General features: G+C 65.3%; 14 protein-coding genes. 4 read left to right on the top strand and 10 right to left on the bottom strand.

Annotated elements, in window-relative coordinates; genetic code table 11:
- Positions 1-71 precede the first annotated feature (71 nt).
- Positions 72-1,427: an oligosaccharide flippase family protein gene (locus ABFK29_RS02410; RefSeq protein ID WP_005862630.1), complete on the bottom strand. Its 1,356-nt coding sequence runs from the start codon at positions 1,425-1,427 to the stop codon at positions 72-74.
- Positions 1,424-2,281 (bottom strand): glycosyltransferase, encoded by an 858-nt coding sequence (locus tag ABFK29_RS02405; RefSeq protein ID WP_005862628.1) that lies wholly within the window; start codon positions 2,279-2,281, stop codon positions 1,424-1,426. Before ABFK29_RS02405 ends, ABFK29_RS02410 begins: the two co-directional genes overlap by 4 nt.
- 153 nt (positions 2,282-2,434) lie before the next feature.
- Here ABFK29_RS02405 and epsE point away from each other — a divergent pair, with 153 nt between their 5' ends.
- The gene (gene epsE / locus ABFK29_RS02400; protein ID WP_005862626.1) at positions 2,435-3,652 is read left to right on the top strand and encodes an exopolysaccharide biosynthesis GT4 family glycosyltransferase EpsE; all 1,218 of its coding nucleotides are present in this window, start codon (positions 2,435-2,437) and stop codon (positions 3,650-3,652) included.
- Between the two features lie 227 nt (positions 3,653-3,879).
- Here the strand turns inward: epsE and ABFK29_RS02395 are convergent, their stop codons facing one another.
- Positions 3,880-6,837 (bottom strand): hypothetical protein, encoded by a 2,958-nt coding sequence (locus ABFK29_RS02395; protein ID WP_005862623.1) that lies wholly within the window; start codon positions 6,835-6,837, stop codon positions 3,880-3,882.
- A gap of 297 nt (positions 6,838-7,134) precedes the next feature.
- On the opposite strand from ABFK29_RS02395, the gene ABFK29_RS02390 reads away from it, so the two are divergent.
- Both ABFK29_RS02390 and ABFK29_RS02385 read left to right on the top strand, forming a co-directional pair.
- Positions 7,135-7,491 (top strand): cupin domain-containing protein, encoded by a 357-nt coding sequence (locus ABFK29_RS02390; protein ID WP_005862619.1) that lies wholly within the window; start codon positions 7,135-7,137, stop codon positions 7,489-7,491.
- A 12-nt stretch (positions 7,492-7,503) separates the two neighbouring features.
- On the top strand, positions 7,504-9,066 hold the full coding sequence (locus ABFK29_RS02385; RefSeq protein WP_005862617.1) for a 2-isopropylmalate synthase: 1,563 nt from the start codon (positions 7,504-7,506) through the stop codon (positions 9,064-9,066).
- 32 nt (positions 9,067-9,098) lie between these two features.
- On the opposite strand, the gene ABFK29_RS02380 is transcribed toward ABFK29_RS02385, so the two are convergent.
- The 5 genes from ABFK29_RS02380 to ABFK29_RS02360 form a co-directional block, all read right to left on the bottom strand.
- Positions 9,099-9,299, bottom strand: a complete 201-nt coding sequence (locus ABFK29_RS02380; RefSeq protein ID WP_005862615.1) for a hypothetical protein — start codon at positions 9,297-9,299, stop codon at positions 9,099-9,101.
- Between the two features lie 76 nt (positions 9,300-9,375).
- Entirely contained in the window at positions 9,376-9,540 is a 165-nt protein-coding gene (locus tag ABFK29_RS25140) for a PhnA domain-containing protein (RefSeq protein WP_430459350.1), read from the bottom strand.
- Positions 9,541-9,930: 390 nt separating this feature from the next.
- Entirely contained in the window at positions 9,931-10,371 is a 441-nt protein-coding gene (locus tag ABFK29_RS02370; RefSeq protein ID WP_005862611.1) for a hypothetical protein, read from the bottom strand.
- A gap of 170 nt (positions 10,372-10,541) precedes the next feature.
- Complete coding sequence (ggt, locus tag ABFK29_RS02365) at positions 10,542-12,743, bottom strand: gamma-glutamyltransferase (RefSeq protein WP_005862609.1); 2,202 nt, start codon at positions 12,741-12,743, stop codon at positions 10,542-10,544.
- Positions 12,740-13,726, bottom strand: coding sequence for a 2-hydroxyacid dehydrogenase (locus tag ABFK29_RS02360; protein ID WP_040605033.1), 987 nt, complete (start codon positions 13,724-13,726; stop codon positions 12,740-12,742). Before ABFK29_RS02360 ends, ggt begins: the two co-directional genes overlap by 4 nt.
- A 103-nt stretch (positions 13,727-13,829) precedes the next feature.
- On the opposite strand from ABFK29_RS02360, the gene ABFK29_RS02355 reads away from it, so the two are divergent.
- Positions 13,830-14,324, top strand: coding sequence for an SH3 domain-containing protein (locus tag ABFK29_RS02355; protein WP_005862605.1), 495 nt, complete (start codon positions 13,830-13,832; stop codon positions 14,322-14,324).
- Between the two features lie 143 nt (positions 14,325-14,467).
- Here the strand turns inward: ABFK29_RS02355 and ABFK29_RS02350 are convergent, their stop codons facing one another.
- On the bottom strand, positions 14,468-15,532 hold the full coding sequence (locus ABFK29_RS02350; protein ID WP_005862603.1) for a Hint domain-containing protein: 1,065 nt from the start codon (positions 15,530-15,532) through the stop codon (positions 14,468-14,470).
- 144 nt (positions 15,533-15,676) lie between these two features.
- Positions 15,677-16,678: a lipid A-modifier LpxR family protein gene (locus tag ABFK29_RS02345; protein WP_005862600.1), complete on the bottom strand. Its 1,002-nt coding sequence runs from the start codon at positions 16,676-16,678 to the stop codon at positions 15,677-15,679.
- Positions 16,679-16,744 lie beyond the last annotated feature (66 nt).

The raw sequence follows: 16,744 nt of genomic DNA, 5'->3' as shown, positions 1-16,744 counted from the left end.
GCTGCACAATGAGGCACCCTTCATCGAATCCCGGCGTGCCCCGCCGACAAACGACTATCCGAAGGGGTGGGTCACATGGCAGCCAGTGCCGTAATTGCACCCCAATTCACCCACAGCGCGATTGATGTTAGGCACAATGCAACCAAAGCGAAACCCGCATCGTGCACCGCGTCCCACGCGCCCATGCGCCGCGCCAGCCAGACCACCGCCGGGTAGGCGGCGAGGTAGGCAAGGCCCATGCCGATCAGCGCACCCAGCAGCCCGTGCTCCCAGACGCCGACGATCAGGCCGATCCAGATCAGCACGGCGCGCGCCAGCGCCAGGTAGAAGAACCGCCGCGAATCGCCCGCCGCCAGCGCGGCCTGGTCGTACGTCATGACGATCAGAACCGGCATTTGCGCGCAGGCCAGCACCACGGCCACCGCCCCCGCCGCAGCATACCGGTCGTCGTACAGCATCCCCACAAGCCACACGCCCAGCACCGAGAAGATCCCGACAAAGACCATCAGCATGCTTGTCACGATCACCCGCATCTTGCGCAGCTTGGCAAAGTTCGCGGCGCTCGCGCGCGGCGGGGCCTCCCGGTATATGGGGATCAGGATCTTCTGCGTCACCATGTAGCCCAGCATCATCGGGAAGGACGCCCAGAAGAAGCCGATGTTGTAGACGCCGAATACGTCCAGGGGCAGGAACTTGCCCATCAGGATCTTGTCGGCCTGATTGTAGAGAAAGCCGCAGACGGTGGCGAGGAAGACCCATTTCCCGAAATGGATCAGCTCGTTCGCGGCGCTCCGGTCCCAGCGCAGGTGATCGCGCGCGCCCGGCAGAAACCGGTTGTTGACGTAAAGCTGCACGCAGGACCCGATGATCGCCGAGGCGACCAGCGCCCAGACGCTGCCCCACCACCACGCAAGCAGGATCGCGACCACGATGCCGGACACCTGCGTGAACAGGTCCAGCAGAGTCACCCGCTCCAGCATCAGGTGGCGGTTCGCGGTGACCATCTTGGTCGGCCTGAAGCCGTCGATCACCAGCGTCAGCGCAGCCACGGGCAGCATCTGTGCCAGTTCCGGCGCATCGAAGAACTGCGACGCCGGCCACGCCAGCCCGCAGGCCACGACCCAAAGGCCAAAACCGCGCACCACCTGCATGGTCCACGCCGTTTCCAGGAATTCGCGGTCGTCGCCGCGCTTCGACTGCATGATGGCGGGCACCACGCCCACGTCGCTGAACTGGTGCAGGCCCATCAGGAAGACCATCACCAGCGCCATCAGGCCGAAGGCCTCGGGGAACAGCAGCCGCGTCAGGATCAGGTTCGACGCCAGCCGCACCATCTGGCTGAAGCCGAAGCCCCCCACCGTCAGCAGGGAAGAGCGCATGACCCGTGCACCCAGCGAGCCGCCGCGCAGCTTTGTCAGCGCGATCATCGCCCGCGACTCCAGCCGCTCTGCCGCCCGCGCGTGGCCTTCACCGCCAGCGCCACACCGGCGTAGACGCCAAAGCCCAGCGGGTCGCGCAGCGCCAAGCGCACCCGGTCGCCCGTTCCCAGCGGCACCTTGTCGTCGTTCTTCAGCAAGTGCGGGTACATCCGCTCGATCTCCTCGACGCCGGCATCCTGCCTGCGTCTTACACGCACGAGCCGGGAAAAACCCTCGGCGATAGGCCAGCGGTAGGCGGCATCGACGCCCACCCGCTCCTCCGGAGTGAAGTTCAACCGCACGAAGGTGTCATCGGAAATGATGTCCGGAAAGGTCCTCCAGCGTGCGCGTCCCGCGGCGTTGACCGCAAAAAGACCACATCCCGGCACGCCAGCCGCCATGAAAGGCATCTGGCGCCAGATCCGGGCGTAGGCACGCGACACCGCACCCTCCGCCGCGATCTGCAGCCGGCCGCTGGCATAGCGCGGGGCATCGACCTCCAGCGCCTCCACCACCTGCTGCACCACGCCCGGCCCCACCGTCACGTCGGCGTCGAGGTACAGCCGCACCGGCGCCCGCGTCGCCGCGTCGCCCGCGTTGAGCGCGCCCAGCTTGCCACCCTCCGACAGCTCCAGCACCGTCAGCCGCCAGTCCTTCGCGGCGAAGGCCCCGGCAAAGTCGCGCGCCCGTTCCGCCGTCCGGTCCGTGCAGCCGTTCGCCACCACCACGACCGACACGCCGCCCGGACCGTCCCAGTCGGACGCGACAAGCGCCGAAAGGCAGTCGCCGATCAGCGCCGCCTCGTTGCTCGCGGGGAGGATCACCGCCGCCCGCATCACATATTCATCGTCACTGTTATACAAGTACCCGTACCCGCCACGCCACACCCGGCGAAAAACCGGGTAGGTTGCAGCCCCTTACTTTCAGTTAACTATGGCCAAATGATGGAACCCCCCGGAATAGTTGGGCGGCCTGCCAGTGGGAGGGCAGGGCTGCCAAACTTCAGGGAATCATTCGTGCCGCAAGGCCTCCGCATCGGTTATCTGGTCCCGCAATTTCCGGGGCAAACTCACATCTTCTTCTGGCGCGAGATCAAGGCGCTCGAAGCGATGGGACACGACGTTCACGTCTTCTCGACACGCAGGCCCCCCGCCGGACTGATATCGCACGACTGGTCTGAAGAGGCCATCGCCCGCACCACCTATCTTGGCCGTCTCGACCCGATCCGCGCCAGCGCCGCCATCGTCCGGCTGCTGCCGAAGGGGCTTGCCAAATGGGTGCTGTCCGAACCGCGGACCTTCATGAAGGACGTGACCGTCTGCCTTGCGGCCGCCGACCGCCTGCACTCCGCCGCGCGCCGCCTGCAACTGGATCACATCCACGCCCATTCCGCCGCCCGCGCCGCCTTCATCGCCGCGCTGGCGCATCGCATGGGCGGACCGAACTACTCGCTGACGCTGCACGGCCCGCTGTCGGACTACGGGCCCGGACAGCGTTTCAAATGGCGCCGCGCCTCCTTTGCCACGGTCATCACCGAAAAGCTGCTGGCCGAGGTGCACGAGGAACTGGAGGGCGACCTGCCCGAACGGCTTGTCGTCCGGCCCATGGGCGTCGACACTGAGATCCTCTCGCGCACATCCGCCTACGCCCCGCCGGAACACGGCCGCCCGCTGCGCATCTTCTCCTGTGCGCGGCTGAACGTGGTTAAGGGCCATCAGGACCTGATGACCGCCACCCGGCAGCTCATCGACCAGGGCACCGACGTGCGTGTCGAGATCGCGGGCGAAGACGACGATGGCGGCACCGGCTACCGGCAGGAGCTTGAGGCCCACCTCAAGAAGCTTCGCCTTCAGGACCACGTGAAACTGCTGGGCGCGATCTCGGCCGAGCAGGTGAAGGCCAAGCTGGAAGAGGCTCACCTTTTCGTCCTCGCCTCGTGGCACGAACCGTTGGGCGTCGCCTACATGGAGGCGATGTCAATGGGCGTGCCCACCATCGGCACCGACGCCGGCGGGGTGCGCGAACTGATCGACGACGGATCGACCGGCTATCTCATCGAACCGAAAAACCCCGGGCAACTGGCCCGCACCATCCGGGCGCTGGCGGGCGACCCCGACGCGCTCATGCGCCTCTCTGCCGCGGGGCGCGCGCATATCGTGTCGAACTTCCGCGCCTCCCTCGGGGCCGAGGTGCTGGTCGAGGAAATCGAGCGCCTCGCGGCGGACAAATCCTGACGAGAACATCGGGCGTCTCAGCCTGGATTTTTGACGGCGCTCACGGAAACGTGAGGCGCGAAAACGCTGTTTCCGGTGCGAAGCGGCTCAGGCCCGGCATTTTTGCCGGATCGCGCCCGATGTGCCGGAATCCATGGTTAACAACCGGCCGGTTCAGGGGCTCGAAACGGCCGGGACTCACCATAAGAAATGGTTAACGGTGCGGGATGAACGCGGCGGGCGGCGGGTTAACCCCCGAGGCTCTCGACCGCCATCTCGGGACCGTCCTCGGCCTCGAATCGCAGCGCCTCGACTCCGAACATACGGATTGTGCCATCCGGTCCGGTGACCTCCAGCCGGTCGCCAACCTTCTGGAATTCATAGCTTTCCTTGGGCAAGGGCAGAACCGCAACGTCGCGCCCGGCGCCGCCGTTCACCACGTCCGCGCCGCCGCGTGTCAGGATAACGTCGTCCCCGCCCAGCGCGACGAGGTAGTCCTCTGCCGCCGTGCCTTCCACACGCTCGTCCGCGCCAGAGCCCAGCGCCCGGATTCCGTCTTCGAAAACAACGGGATCGCGGGTTTCCCACTGTGGGCCAGAGGCGTTGTAGGCCATCAGCATGTCCCAACGCGGGTTGGAATCCTCAAGATGTCTTAACGCGCCCCAGGACCCCCATTGCGTGGCCGGTGCGACGTCCACGAAGGCGTTGAACAACGTGCCCCCGGCAGCCGCCCAGCCGCCCATCAGGATTTCATAAAGTTTCGCCATTTCAGGGGTATAGTTGAATTCCCGAAAGAACGCGGTCAGCCGTTCGTCGTTCACCCGCGCGCCATGCCCGGCGACATGGGTGCCGCCTTCGTACATCACCAGCGTCAGGTCGTATTTCCTTGCCGCGTCGGCGTGGTAGGGGAACACTTCGTTAACGAGTTGCGATAAAGACCCTTCTTCCAATGCCTTGGCCACCGGCGCGATGGCCCCCTCGAACCGCGCGCCCTTCACGAACTCGCGCAGCGCGACGCGGCGCAGGCCCTCCGCCTCGCCGGCCTCGGTCGCCAGTGCCTCGGACTGGTCAAGCCATCCATCCATCCGTTTGGCCATCTCCTCGGTGCCCATTTCGTATCCGAAATAGCCCGTGACGGCATAGGCATCGAAGCTTTCCACCGGCTTCTTGCCAAGCGCCAGATAGGCCAGCGGCGCCACGAGGATGTTCTCCTCAAGCCCCGGCCAACCGGTGTGTGTCGCGGCCACACGAACCAGCCGGTCGTCCGCCGCATCGCCGAAAACTTCGGTCCAGATGTCCATCACTTGTGCCGAGCGCAGCCCGTACCACTGCATCCAGCCCATCTCGCTCTCACCCCAAAGCGCCGTCGCCTGCTCCCGCGCATAGACCGCCTGCGGAAAGATCTGGTTCCAGACCTCGTTGGAATACTCCACGTAGGCCTTCAGTCCCGGGTCCAGATCGCGCTCCACCATCTCGGCGAACTGCCGGACATAGGCGTCGTCGGCCTGATGCGGCATGGTGAACCACGGGTCGGCGCCGATGACGTTGGCCAGCCGGATCATCACATCCAGCGGCACGCCCCACTCGCTCCACGTCGACAGTTCCACGACCGGGCGGTCCTCCCAAGTCATCACGGGGGACCCGTTGGTCATCATCCAGTCCATGAACCTGACTTCGCGAACGTCTTGAATTGTATCAAGAAACAAGGGATTGAAGAGCGCGCCCGCCTCCCACAGCGGCACCATCTCCTCCTTCACGACCGAGATGTTGCGGATCGGATCGTCGGCCGACGTCTCGGTGATCCTGACCCCCACCAGACCCTCGCCCGGCTCGTAGAAGAAGCCAACCTCGTGATCGCCATAGCGCACCCGCTTCGCCCGGCCCGATACCTTCAGCTCGCCGGTGCCCTCATAGCGCAGCACGTAGGAGCCACGCAGCCAGCTCTGGTCCGGGTTCTGATCCGTCAGCAGCACCGACTCCAGCGCAATCGCCTCTTCCGGAACGCGCACCGGCCAGTCGTTCTCGTCGAGGTAGCCACCGGCGCGCAGTTCCGCCGTCGAGATCGCGCCCCAGCCCTCTGACGTGTGTCCGACCCAGCCGCGCGCAGATTTCATCATGTCTACAAAGGGATGCTGGGTCGACCAGTCGGCGATCCCGTTCAGACCCATGCCCAGCGACGGCACCCCGTCGGGCCGGATGCCGGCGGGTGGCAGGATCACCGCCTCGCGCTCCGGCAGGTCGGCGCCCGAAGCCTCGACCGCCTCGGCGACAGCCACGCCCCCCCCGGTTTCGGCGGCGGCCCGAGCCTCGCGCACCGGGGCGGCCTCCCAGATCAGGCGAGCAATCTCAGCGTAGTTCTCAACCACTGCGGGCACCAGCGTGGCGGGCGGGCGATATCCCTCGGGCGGCGGCACCTCGTAGATCCAGGCGTAAGTCACCATGGCTGCAAGGAAATATAGCGACGCCGTGCCATGCGGCGCGCTGTCCTCATAAAGATCGCGCGGCGGCACATCGGCCAGCGGCCCGCCCTTCGCCATCAGCCCCGCCAGCACCGAGGCGACGGGGATCAGTTCCACTTCGTAGTCGGGGCGCGTGACCTCCAGCATGTCGATCAGGTCCAGATACCACTGGTGGTAATCGCCCCGATTGACCTCGTGATACGTCTCGAAGGCCCGTTCGCGCGGGGGGAAGCGGCCGGTGATGCCGTCCATCTCCGCCCAGCCTTCGTAGATGAACAACGTGCTTTCGGGGCTTTCCTCATGCACCCAGTCGAACAGCTTCTGCATCGCGCCAAGCGGCGTCTCGCCATTGGGGTTGTCGCCGTCGTAGGGCACGTCGGGAAGCTGGTACTGGATGAAATTCGCCGGCGTCAGCACCACCGCGTCGAACCCGGCATCGCCAAAGGACCCCCGCGACGGCCCCCACACGCCCTGAACGCCGTCGAAGGACCAGTTGGCGGTCGGCGGCAGCCCGTCCGAGAAGTTGCGCAGGAACCCCCACTGGCCGTCGACGCCGAAGGACCGCCCGTCGGCTTGCGCCAATTCGTTCAACCAGTGCGGAACGTTGGTGACCTTCGACTGTTCGCTCAGGTGATGCACGAGCGAGTTACCGAAGAAATAGACCTCTGCGACCGAAAGCTCTGCCCGGCCCGCGCCCGGGGCTATGCCCAATGCCAGCGCGCCCGCCGTTACCCATGTCCTGATCATCGTTCTGCCCTGCCTGTTTTCAAGGAGTATGCCCCATACCGGCCCACCCGCAAAGAACCGCCGGGCCGCCCCGGCATCATTTCGCAAACTTCATGGGTTTTCATTCACGATTCCGTCCGTATAGTGGCGGCCATGACGACCTTGGCCCATATCGCGATCATCCAGCGCCTTCCGGCGCCGTTTGCGCGTGGCCTGGACCTGCTGCTAACTCGCCTCTGAGCGTGGCCCGATCGGCGCGCGTGCTCAGAGGACATGTGTGACGCGCCGACCCACTTCACGCACGAGTTAGGATACTTCATGAAAGCGATAAATCTGGCTGAAAAGCTGGCCCTGTTTTCCACCCACTGGGACCCGCACGTGGTCGCCGGCTACAATGGCAACGACGTCATGGTGGTGAAATTCAAGGGAGAATTCCCCTTCCACAAGCACGACACGACCGATGACTTTTTCCTTGTTCTCGAAGGCGAGATGGTCATGGATTACGACGACCACGACCCGGTGACGGTGCGGACGGGCGAAATCGTCGTCGTGCCCGCCGGACAGACCCACAGGCCCCGCGCAACGGAGGAGGTCAAGGTCCTCCTGATCGAGCCCGCGGGCGAACCCAATTCCGGAGACGCCGACATGACCCCGGCCTCCAAACCGAGCATCTGAGGAATCAAGACCATGAGCACCGACAGCAACCGCGTCCTCATCTTCGACACCACGCTCCGCGACGGCGAACAATCGCCCGGGGCCACCATGACCCACGACGAGAAGCTGGAGATCGCCGAACTTCTGGACGACATGGGCGTCGACATCATCGAGGCCGGATTCCCCATCGCATCCGAAGGCGACTTTCGCGCCGTCTCCGAGATCGCCGAGCGGTCCAGGAACTCCGTGATCTGCGGCCTCGCCCGTGCCCAGATCCCCGACATCGACCGCTGCTGGGAAGCCGTGAAGAAGGCGGAGCGCCCGCGCATCCACACCTTCATCGGCACCTCGCCGCTGCACCGTGCCATCCCGAACCTGACCATGGACGAAATGGCCGAGCGGATCGAACAGACCGTCAGCCACGCCCGCAACATCTGCGACAATGTGCAGTGGTCGCCGATGGACGCGACACGAACTGAATGGGATTACCTCTGCCGCGTCATCGAAATCGCCATCAAGGCGGGCGCCACGACGATCAACATCCCAGACACGGTCGGCTATACTGCGCCCCGCGAAAGCGCAGACCTGATCCGCCGCCTGATCGAAACGGTGCCCGGCGCGGACGAGATTGTCTTTGCCACGCATTGTCACAACGACCTTGGCATGGCGACGGCGAACAGCCTTGCCGCAGTGGAGGCCGGCGCTCGCCAGATCGAGTGCACGATCAACGGCCTGGGTGAGCGCGCGGGCAACACCGCGCTGGAAGAGGTCGTGATGGCCATGCGCGTGCGGCACGACATCATGCCATTCGACACGCAGATCGACACGAAGAAGATCATGCACATCTCGCGTCGCGTTGCGACCGTGTCGGGCTTCCAGGTGCAGCCGAACAAGGCCATCGTGGGAAAGAACGCCTTCGCGCATGAATCGGGCATCCACCAGGACGGGATGCTGAAGAACGCGGAAACCTTCGAGATCATGCGCCCCGAGGATGTCGGCCTCGCCGGCACCTCCTTGCCGCTTGGCAAGCACTCCGGCCGGGCCGCCCTGCGGGCCAAGCTGAAAGACCTTGGGACCGAGGTGGGCGACAATCAGCTCAAGGACATCTTTGTCCGCTTCAAGGACCTTGCCGACCGCAAGAAGGAGGTCTTCGACGACGACATCCTTGCGCTGGTCTCCGCGACCACAGAAGGCGCCGACGCCATCACGCTCGTGAACCTGCGCGTGGTCTGCGGCACGGGCGGCCCTGCGGAGGCACAGGTGGAACTTGAAATCGACGGAAAGGACCTGACGGCCACCTCCGAAGGCGATGGCCCGGTGGACGCCACTTTCAAGGCGATCCGCGCATTGCACCCGAACATGGCGCGGCTCCAGCTTTACCAGGTGAACGCTGTGACGGCCGGCACGGATGCGCAGGCCACCGTATCGGTGCGGCTGGAAGAAGACGGCGTGATCGCCACGGGCCAATCCGCCGATACGGACACCGTGGTCGCTTCGGCGTTGGCCTATATCCAGGCGCTGAACCGCCTTGTCGTCCGTCGCGAAAAGGTCGGCGCTGGCGCCGACAAGCGCGAGATCAGCTACAAGGAACTCTGAGACACGACGCGCCGGGGCACGCCCCGGCGCTTTCAGTTCGCGAAGTCCCAGGCAGTGCTGCGCTTTTGCGGCTCTTTCTTTTCGGCGTAGCTTGCCCCGACGCATTTGTAGAGCGCGCGAACGAGTTTCTCGGCCAGGAAGCGGCTGGCACTGAATTTCCAGCCGCTTGCGCGCGCCGTTGCGTAAGTCACGAATGCGGCCACGATTGCGAGGATCGTCACATCTGAGGACATCGTCGTTTTCCCATCATCCACTCTCGTCCGAGGGTGAAAGAGCAAATGGGCAGGATTGTGCAAGCAGGTGGACAGATCAGGACTTTTTTACGAATTTAGTAAGAATGACGATCCGCTGCCCTTCCACCCGGCCTGAGATGTGCTCTGCGTTGTCGGGTTCGAGGCTGATCCGCCGGACCGCAGTGCCCTGCTTGGCGGTAAAACCCGCACCCTTGACCTGCAGCGCCTTGATGAGAGTCACCGTGTCACCGTTCTGAAGCACCGTGCCGTTGCAGTCGCGGTGTACGACGTCATCTCCGGACGGCGCTCCGGCCTGCGCCCACTCCAGAACGTCGGGTTCGAGATAGGCGATGTCCAGCAATTCGTTGGCCCAGGCGGCGTCGAGCCCGTTCAGCACCCGCCACGCCACGACCTGTTCGGCGGGTTCCGTGCTCCAGATCGCCTCGTTCAGGCATTGCCAGTGCGGACCATCCTGCGGAGTGCCGGTCGTCCCCTCGCGGCACGTCTCGCAGAGCAGGATTTCCACGTCTTTCGGCGCAACGGCGAAGGGCGCCGCTCCGTCTGACTTGCAAAGGGCGCATTGGGGCATGGTCGTGTCTCCGTGGTTTTCTTGGCTGTGTCTGGCGCAGGCTCAGCCACGCGCCATGGTATCCAGCGTGCCACCGGCCACAAGGTGGTTCAGGATGGCCTGCCGGGTCGCCGGATCTGCGCCTTCGAGTGCGCGCATTTCCTGCGGCGTCAGATCGCGCCGGACAAAGCCGTTCTTGTTCATACAGCGATCCATTCCCGACACCTCGCCGTTATAGCGCAGGGCGTCGGCATTGGAGGCGACGAAGATCGGACCGACGACAACACCGCCCCAAAGCACGCTGCCGACGTAGTGTCCGGCAAGGGTCGTCTGCCCGCTTTGCGCCGCCGGGCCAAGGCAGGACTGGAAGGCGGCACGCGCCGTGTCGAGGTCTGATCCCGCGCGAAGCGGGACCGATGGGCCGGGCGTCCGGGCTGCGCAACCTGCAACCGAAACCGCCATCAGCACTGCAACAAGTGTGCGATACAGAACAATATTCTTCATGCTTGGGGGCTTAACCAAGCGGGGCTTCAGCCACAAGTGCATATCGCCGGGGCGCCGAAGCCAAGTGCGGGAGCCCTGCGCCCCCGAGCCGTTTCGGTGCGCGGTCGAGTCCGTCCCGGGGGCACGCCCCAGATCCCGACCGCGCCGGTTTCAATGCGCAGAAACGCGCCTCATTCGCCGAGCGCGATGCCTTCGCGCCGGGGATCTGCCCCGCCGGTCAGCCCGTCCGCGCCCACGGCAATAGCATGGAGACCGGAGGTCAAGCCTTGCACGCTGACCTCGAACCCCATTTCCGTCAGCGCGTCCTGCATTCCGGCCATGTCGGTTCCCTCTTCCAGATCGAAGGTGCCGAAACGGTTCAGCCCGTGGGGCATGGCGACCGCCTGCTGCACGTCCATCCCCCAGTCGATGAAGGCGATGATCGCCTGCGCGGTGTAACCGATGATCCGCGAACCGCCTGGCGAGCCGATCACCAGCACCGGTGCACCGTCCTTGCGCACGATGGTCGGGCTCATGGACGACCGCGGCCGCTTGCCCGGCTCAACCCGGTTGGCAATCGGCACGCCGCCGTCGTGCGACCGGAAGGAGAAGTCCGTCAGTTCGTTGTTCAGCAGGAAGCCGTTGGTCATCAGGCGCGAACCGAAACCGTTCTCGATGGTCGTCGTCATGGACAGCGCGTTGCCGTACTGGTCGACGATCGAGATGTGCGAAGTCGATGGAAACTCGATGCTCTCGTCATCGGCGTAGAGCATCGCGTGATCCCATTCCGGCGCACCCGGGGCGACTTCCGGCAAGGCATCGTCGCCCTCCAGCAGCTTGGCGCGGTCGGCGAGGTAAGCGGGATCGACAAGGCCATTCGTCGGCATCGGGACAAAATCGCTGTCGGCCATGTAGCGGCCCCGGTCGGCGAAAGCGAGACGCGAGGCATCGCCGATCTTGCGCCAGGTGTCCGGGTCATCCGCCGCGCCCGGCTCAGACGCGTCGAGCATCCCGAGGATCTGACCGACGGTCAGCGCACCGGAGGACGGAGGCCCCATGCCGCAGACCTCGTGATCGCGGAACTCCGCACAGACGGCGGGGCGTTCCTTCACCTCGTACAATGCGAGGTCGAGCAGGGACATCACGCCAGGGTTGTCGGTGAACCCCGTAACGGTGTCGACGATGCCCTGCGCGATCTCACCTTCATAGAACCCCTTGGCCCCCTCCGCCGCGAGCGTCTTCATCACCTCGGCGTAGTCCGGGTTGGTCAAGGTCGTGCCCGCCTCGACCGGTGCTCCGTCCGGGAAGAAATACGAGGCGGCGACGTCCTGCCGGGTCAGTTTCAGCGGGTCCTCTGCCACCAGCGCCGCGAGCCGGGGAGAGACTTCGAACCCGTCCTCAGCCAGCGCGGTGGCCGCATCGAAGAGTCCGGCCCATTCCGCCTTGCCCCACTTGTCGTGCGCAGCCTGCATCAGCGCGGGTGTACCCGGAACGCCGACCGAGCGACCGCCAACCACCGCATCCCAGAACCCCAGCGGTTCGCCCGCCTCGTCCTGGAACAGCCGCGGCGTCGCGTCCAGCGGCGCAGTCTCGCGACCGTCGAGCGTGGTGATCTCGCCCGTTTCCCCATCGTGCCAGACGAGGAACGCACCGCCGCCCATACCTGAGGACTGCGGCTCCACCAGCCCCAGCACGGTCTGCACCGCAATCATCGCGTCCGCCGCCGTTCCGCCGTTGCGCAGCACCTCGGCACCGGCAGACACGGCATGCGGGTTGGCCGCCGCAACCATCCACTTCGACGCGGCCACGGGTTCACTCGCTTCCTTGGCCGCCAGCGCAGCGCCGACCTCTGCAGAGATGGCAGCGAAGCCCATCGTTTCCCCGGTTTCCGCCTCTGCGTCCACCGCATCCGTCGCCTGTTGCGCCATAGCCGTCCCGGCCATGACACCGAACAGTGCCACCCATCCAGATATACGCATCGCCACACTCCCTGATTGTTTTGCGTTCTGCCGTGAGGGTAGCCGATTTTGCCGAAAGGCCAATGCTCTTGAGGCTCGGAACAGGAGGCCGACGGCCAGAGGGGCAAACACAGAGGTGAGGATCGCCATGACCGTGTTCGCCACCAGCGCCACGGGCTGCCCGATCCCATTGTGCGAGAAGGTGTCCAGATGCGCCACCGCGCTTACGCCCGCCGGGACGAACAGCAGGGGCAGATGGCCCAGCAGCCCGGCCACCGTCTCGCGCATCCAATCCGCCAGCCGCGGCGCGGCAACAAAGGTGGCGAACAGCGCGGCAAGGCCGATCACCGGACCTGGCACGGCAAGATCGAAGGCACGCGCCAGGGTCTCTCCGCCAAGCTGGTACAGCAGCAGGACGGCAAAGTCCCGGGTCACAACATCGACGGGACAACCTGGTCCGGAGGGCGATGACCGTCGGCGAAGGTCTTGATGTTGATGATGACCTTCTCACCCATCTCGATCCGCCCCTCGCGGGTGGCCGACCCCATGTGCGGCGTCATGACGACGTTCGGCATGGCCCGCAGATCGGGGTTGCCCTGCGTGCCCTGCTGGTAGACGTCCAGACCGGCCCCCGCCAGCTTGCCTGCCTTGAGCATCCGGACCAGCGCGTTCTCGTCGATCACCTCGCCGCGCGACGTGTTCACGATCACCGCTGTCGGCTTCATCAGCTGCAGGCGCCGTGCATTCAACAGGTGAAAGGTCGAGGGCGTGGAAGGACAGTTCACGCTGATGACGTCCATGCGCGCAACCATCTGGTCGAGGCTTTCCCACCACGTGGCCTCGACCCCATCCTCGACCTCCGGCCGCAGGCGTCGCCGGTTGTGATAGTGGATCTGCATCCCGAAGGCCTGGGCGCGGCGCGCCACCGCCAGCCCGATCCGTCCCATCCCGAGGATGCCAAGCCGCTTGCCCCCAAGGCGCCCGCCAAGGAAGGCGTTCGGCGCCCAGCCCTGCCAGGATCCCTCCTGCATCGCGGTCAGACCCTCCGGGATTCGCCGGGTCACTCCCAGCATCAGCGCCATCGCCATGTCGGCGGTGTCGTCGGTCACCACCCCGGGCGTGTTCGACACCAGAATCCCGCGCGACCGGGCCGTGGCCACGTCGATATGATCGAAACCTGCGCCGTAGTTGGCGATCAGCTTCAACCGTTCGCCGGCCTGCCCGATCAACCCCGCATCGACCCTGTCGGTGATCGTCGGCACCAGAACGTCCGCGTCCTGCACCGCCGAAACAAGCTGTTCGCGAGTCATCGGAGTATCGTCGCTGCGCAGCCGGACGTCGAACAGCTCGGACAGGCGGGTCTCGACCACCTCCGGCAAGCGTCGCGTCACGACAACACTCAGACGTTTTGATGGCATGAAATCTCTCCCAAAGCTTCTCGCGGACGGCGTTCGTTTGCTAACCTGCGTCAGGACCGGACGGGGCACAAGAACCCCGCCGCAATAATTCGGGCAGCAACTCATGTTCAGACTTATCCTGTCGGCGATCCTGTCGCTGAACGTCCTGGCCACAGCCTCCCTGGCAGCCGAACGCGGCCCCGTGACGAACCTGCCGCTTCCCCGCTTCGTTTCCATGAAGGCGGCAGAGGTCAACGTGCGTCGGGGCCCGTCGTTGTCCCACCGGATCGACTGGGTCTACAAGCGCCGCGACATGCCGCTTGAAATCACGGCGGAATACGGACATTGGCGCCGTGTGCGCGACCGAGACGGCGCAGGCGGCTGGGTGCACTACGCGCTCCTGTCGGGCGTGCGCACCGTGATCGTCGATCAGGACATGCTGGCCCTGCACAAAAGGCCGGAGGCCGACAGCAACGTCACCGCGCGGCTGGAAATGGGCGTCATCGCCAGGCTTGGCGAATGCGGCATCGACTGGTGCGAACTGAGCGCCGACGGATACAGGGGCTGGGCAGACAAGTCCGCGCTCTGGGGCGTCGGCCTCGACGAGATCCGCGACTGACCTCGACCCTTCATCTTGGCCAAAATACCTCGGGGGAGTCGCGGTACGCGACGGGGGCAGCGCCCCCTCCGCCGATGGATACGTCGCGTCCGGCCCGGACTTCCGCCACGAGCCGAGGCAGCCCCGCCCGACCCGGCTCGCGCCTAGGCCGCCTCATGCAGCAGGATCGCCGCCTCGGAGCTCGACAGGTTGCGACGCGCGTAGGACCCGTAGGCATGGGGGTTGTCCGCGATCAGGGGCAGGCGGTTCAACAACCGACCGCGATCCGCTTCCGAGATCGTCGACAGCGCAGTGTTGGCCGGGTGGAAGCTCTCCGTCTCGACGCCATTGGCGAACAACACCTCGTGGCGAGGCAGGAGGAGATGAATGTAGGTCACCTCCTTCAGGGTCATGTCCAGCCGCACCGTGCTTCCGTTCACAAGGTCGCGCGCCGCGACCAGCACCTCGGGCGTGTTGAACAGCGCGCGCGCCACCACCCCCTTCACGACCATCCTGTGTTCCGGCGACACCAGGATCTCGTCGTCCGGCTCGTTGATCCCGAAAGCGCCGGGGCGGATGCGGATCGGCCTGAGTTTCGGCATGGCAAACAGCCGCGCGCCCGACATGCGCCGCGAACCGATCCACTGGATCTGCTGCGGTCCGGAATCCTTGGTCTGCACCATATCGCCTTCACGCAGGTCCTCGACGGGCAGCGTTCCCCCGGGCGTCAGGATGCGGGTGCCGGGCGTGAAGCAGATCACACCGCTGGACTGCTCTCCAGCCGCATGGGTGCCCAAGGGATCGAGATTGTGGTGAACGATCCACAGGTCGCGCCCGGCGGGCGGGATTTCGTCGAGAAACATCAGGAGCGGTCGCGCCCCACGCTCCACGTCGATCAACGTCACCATGTAACTGGTCGACCCGTCGGTCACCACGAAGCCGGAGTCCGTCATCGGATGCTCCACTTCGACATCGTCGATCCTGATCTTCTGCGTCAGTGCGGCGCCGACAAGTCGCCGCACCATTCGTGCCGCGCGTTTGCGCAAATCCACCTCGCCGTCAGCCTGGTCAAGCCGCAAGACCGATGACGGGCCATCCACCCGCACCGGTTCACCCGCCCAGGACCACGCGGCCCCGACCGTCAGTGCAGACGTGGGTGCGGCCTTCAGGCCGTCTATTTCCGTCTGCGACCAGGAGATGACGAACGTGCCTCGAAAGCCCGTTCCCATGCCTGTACTACCTGCCTAAAAGTACTGCTGCTTATTTTCTATTATAATGGAACGTTAACCGATCAACCGAGTTCTGTGAACCCTACCCTATGCTTTCGAGATCAGGTCAGGGGGCTCAAGCCCGGAAACCGTAGCGCGAATGCATCAGAAGCGGAGGTCCAGCCGGACGGACCCCAGCACCTGACCTTCGGGTTGCGCGTCGAATTCCTTCGACATCCACGTAAATCCGTAGAACATCGCATTGCTCTGCCCCTGCCAGTGCAGGCCGGCTCGGGCGCGGGTCCGGGTGTTGCTCAGGTCATAGCCGCGGCCCGACGGCAGGAACACCGAGCTGTCCACGTAGGCGACGTCGCCCCCCATGACAAAGCTGAACCCGGGTACGGAGTCGGTCACCGCGCGGTAGCGCTGGCCGGTCACAGGGTCTCGCACCAGCAGCTCGCCCTGCCCCACCGAACCGATGGTCAGGTCGAAACCGGCCCGCACCAGTGTCTCGATGCCGGCACGCGCCTCGCCGAATGGCCGCAGCACCGACTGCCCTCCCATCGGGATACTGTTGCCCGCTTCCAGCACCAGCGTCGGATGCACGCCATTCTCGATCTGGTTCGACAGCACCGACTTCGAGGCCGGCTGTTCGCCGATGGCATCGTGCACGAAGGTCTGGAAATCGCTCAGACCGGTCTGCGGACCGGTCACCACAAGGTCGCCGCCCATGCTCATTTCGACCGGTCCACGCATGAAGTGGGTGTGCAGGCCCAGCGACAGCGCCCCGGCCCAGGGACGGTCGTCGGGCGCGGGTCGGCGCATGTTTTCCGGCGCGATGATCTGGCCCCCGAGGCGGTATTCCAGCAGGTCGAAAGGTCGGTCCGGCAACATCCCTGTCCAGTTCCGCCCCACCACGCGCGATGAAGTCACGGACCCGGTCTGCCACCGGTCGTCGAGATCGCCCAGAAGGTCGTTGTTCGTCAGGCGCCCATGGCCCAGCACGATGCGTCCCGGCACGTCATAAGTCGTGGGCGCCGCATAGACCGGCTCTGCCCCATAGCTGGCATCCGGGTCGTAACCCGCATCGGCGTCATAACTCTGGGAATGCGCTGCGGGGGCAAACGCAAGCGTGGCGATCAGTGCCACGGCAAACAGGCGGATCATCTCTGTCCTCGGTCTTCGTGCCCCCCCGGGCCAGCCTGCCATAACACGCAATACGCCGCCCCGGGA

Source organism: Sagittula stellata E-37 (assembly GCF_039724765.1).
GTDB lineage: Bacteria > Pseudomonadota > Alphaproteobacteria > Rhodobacterales > Rhodobacteraceae > Sagittula > Sagittula stellata.
The sequence above is the reverse complement of the archived record's forward strand: the minus strand, read 5'-3'. Positions and strand labels throughout refer to the sequence as shown.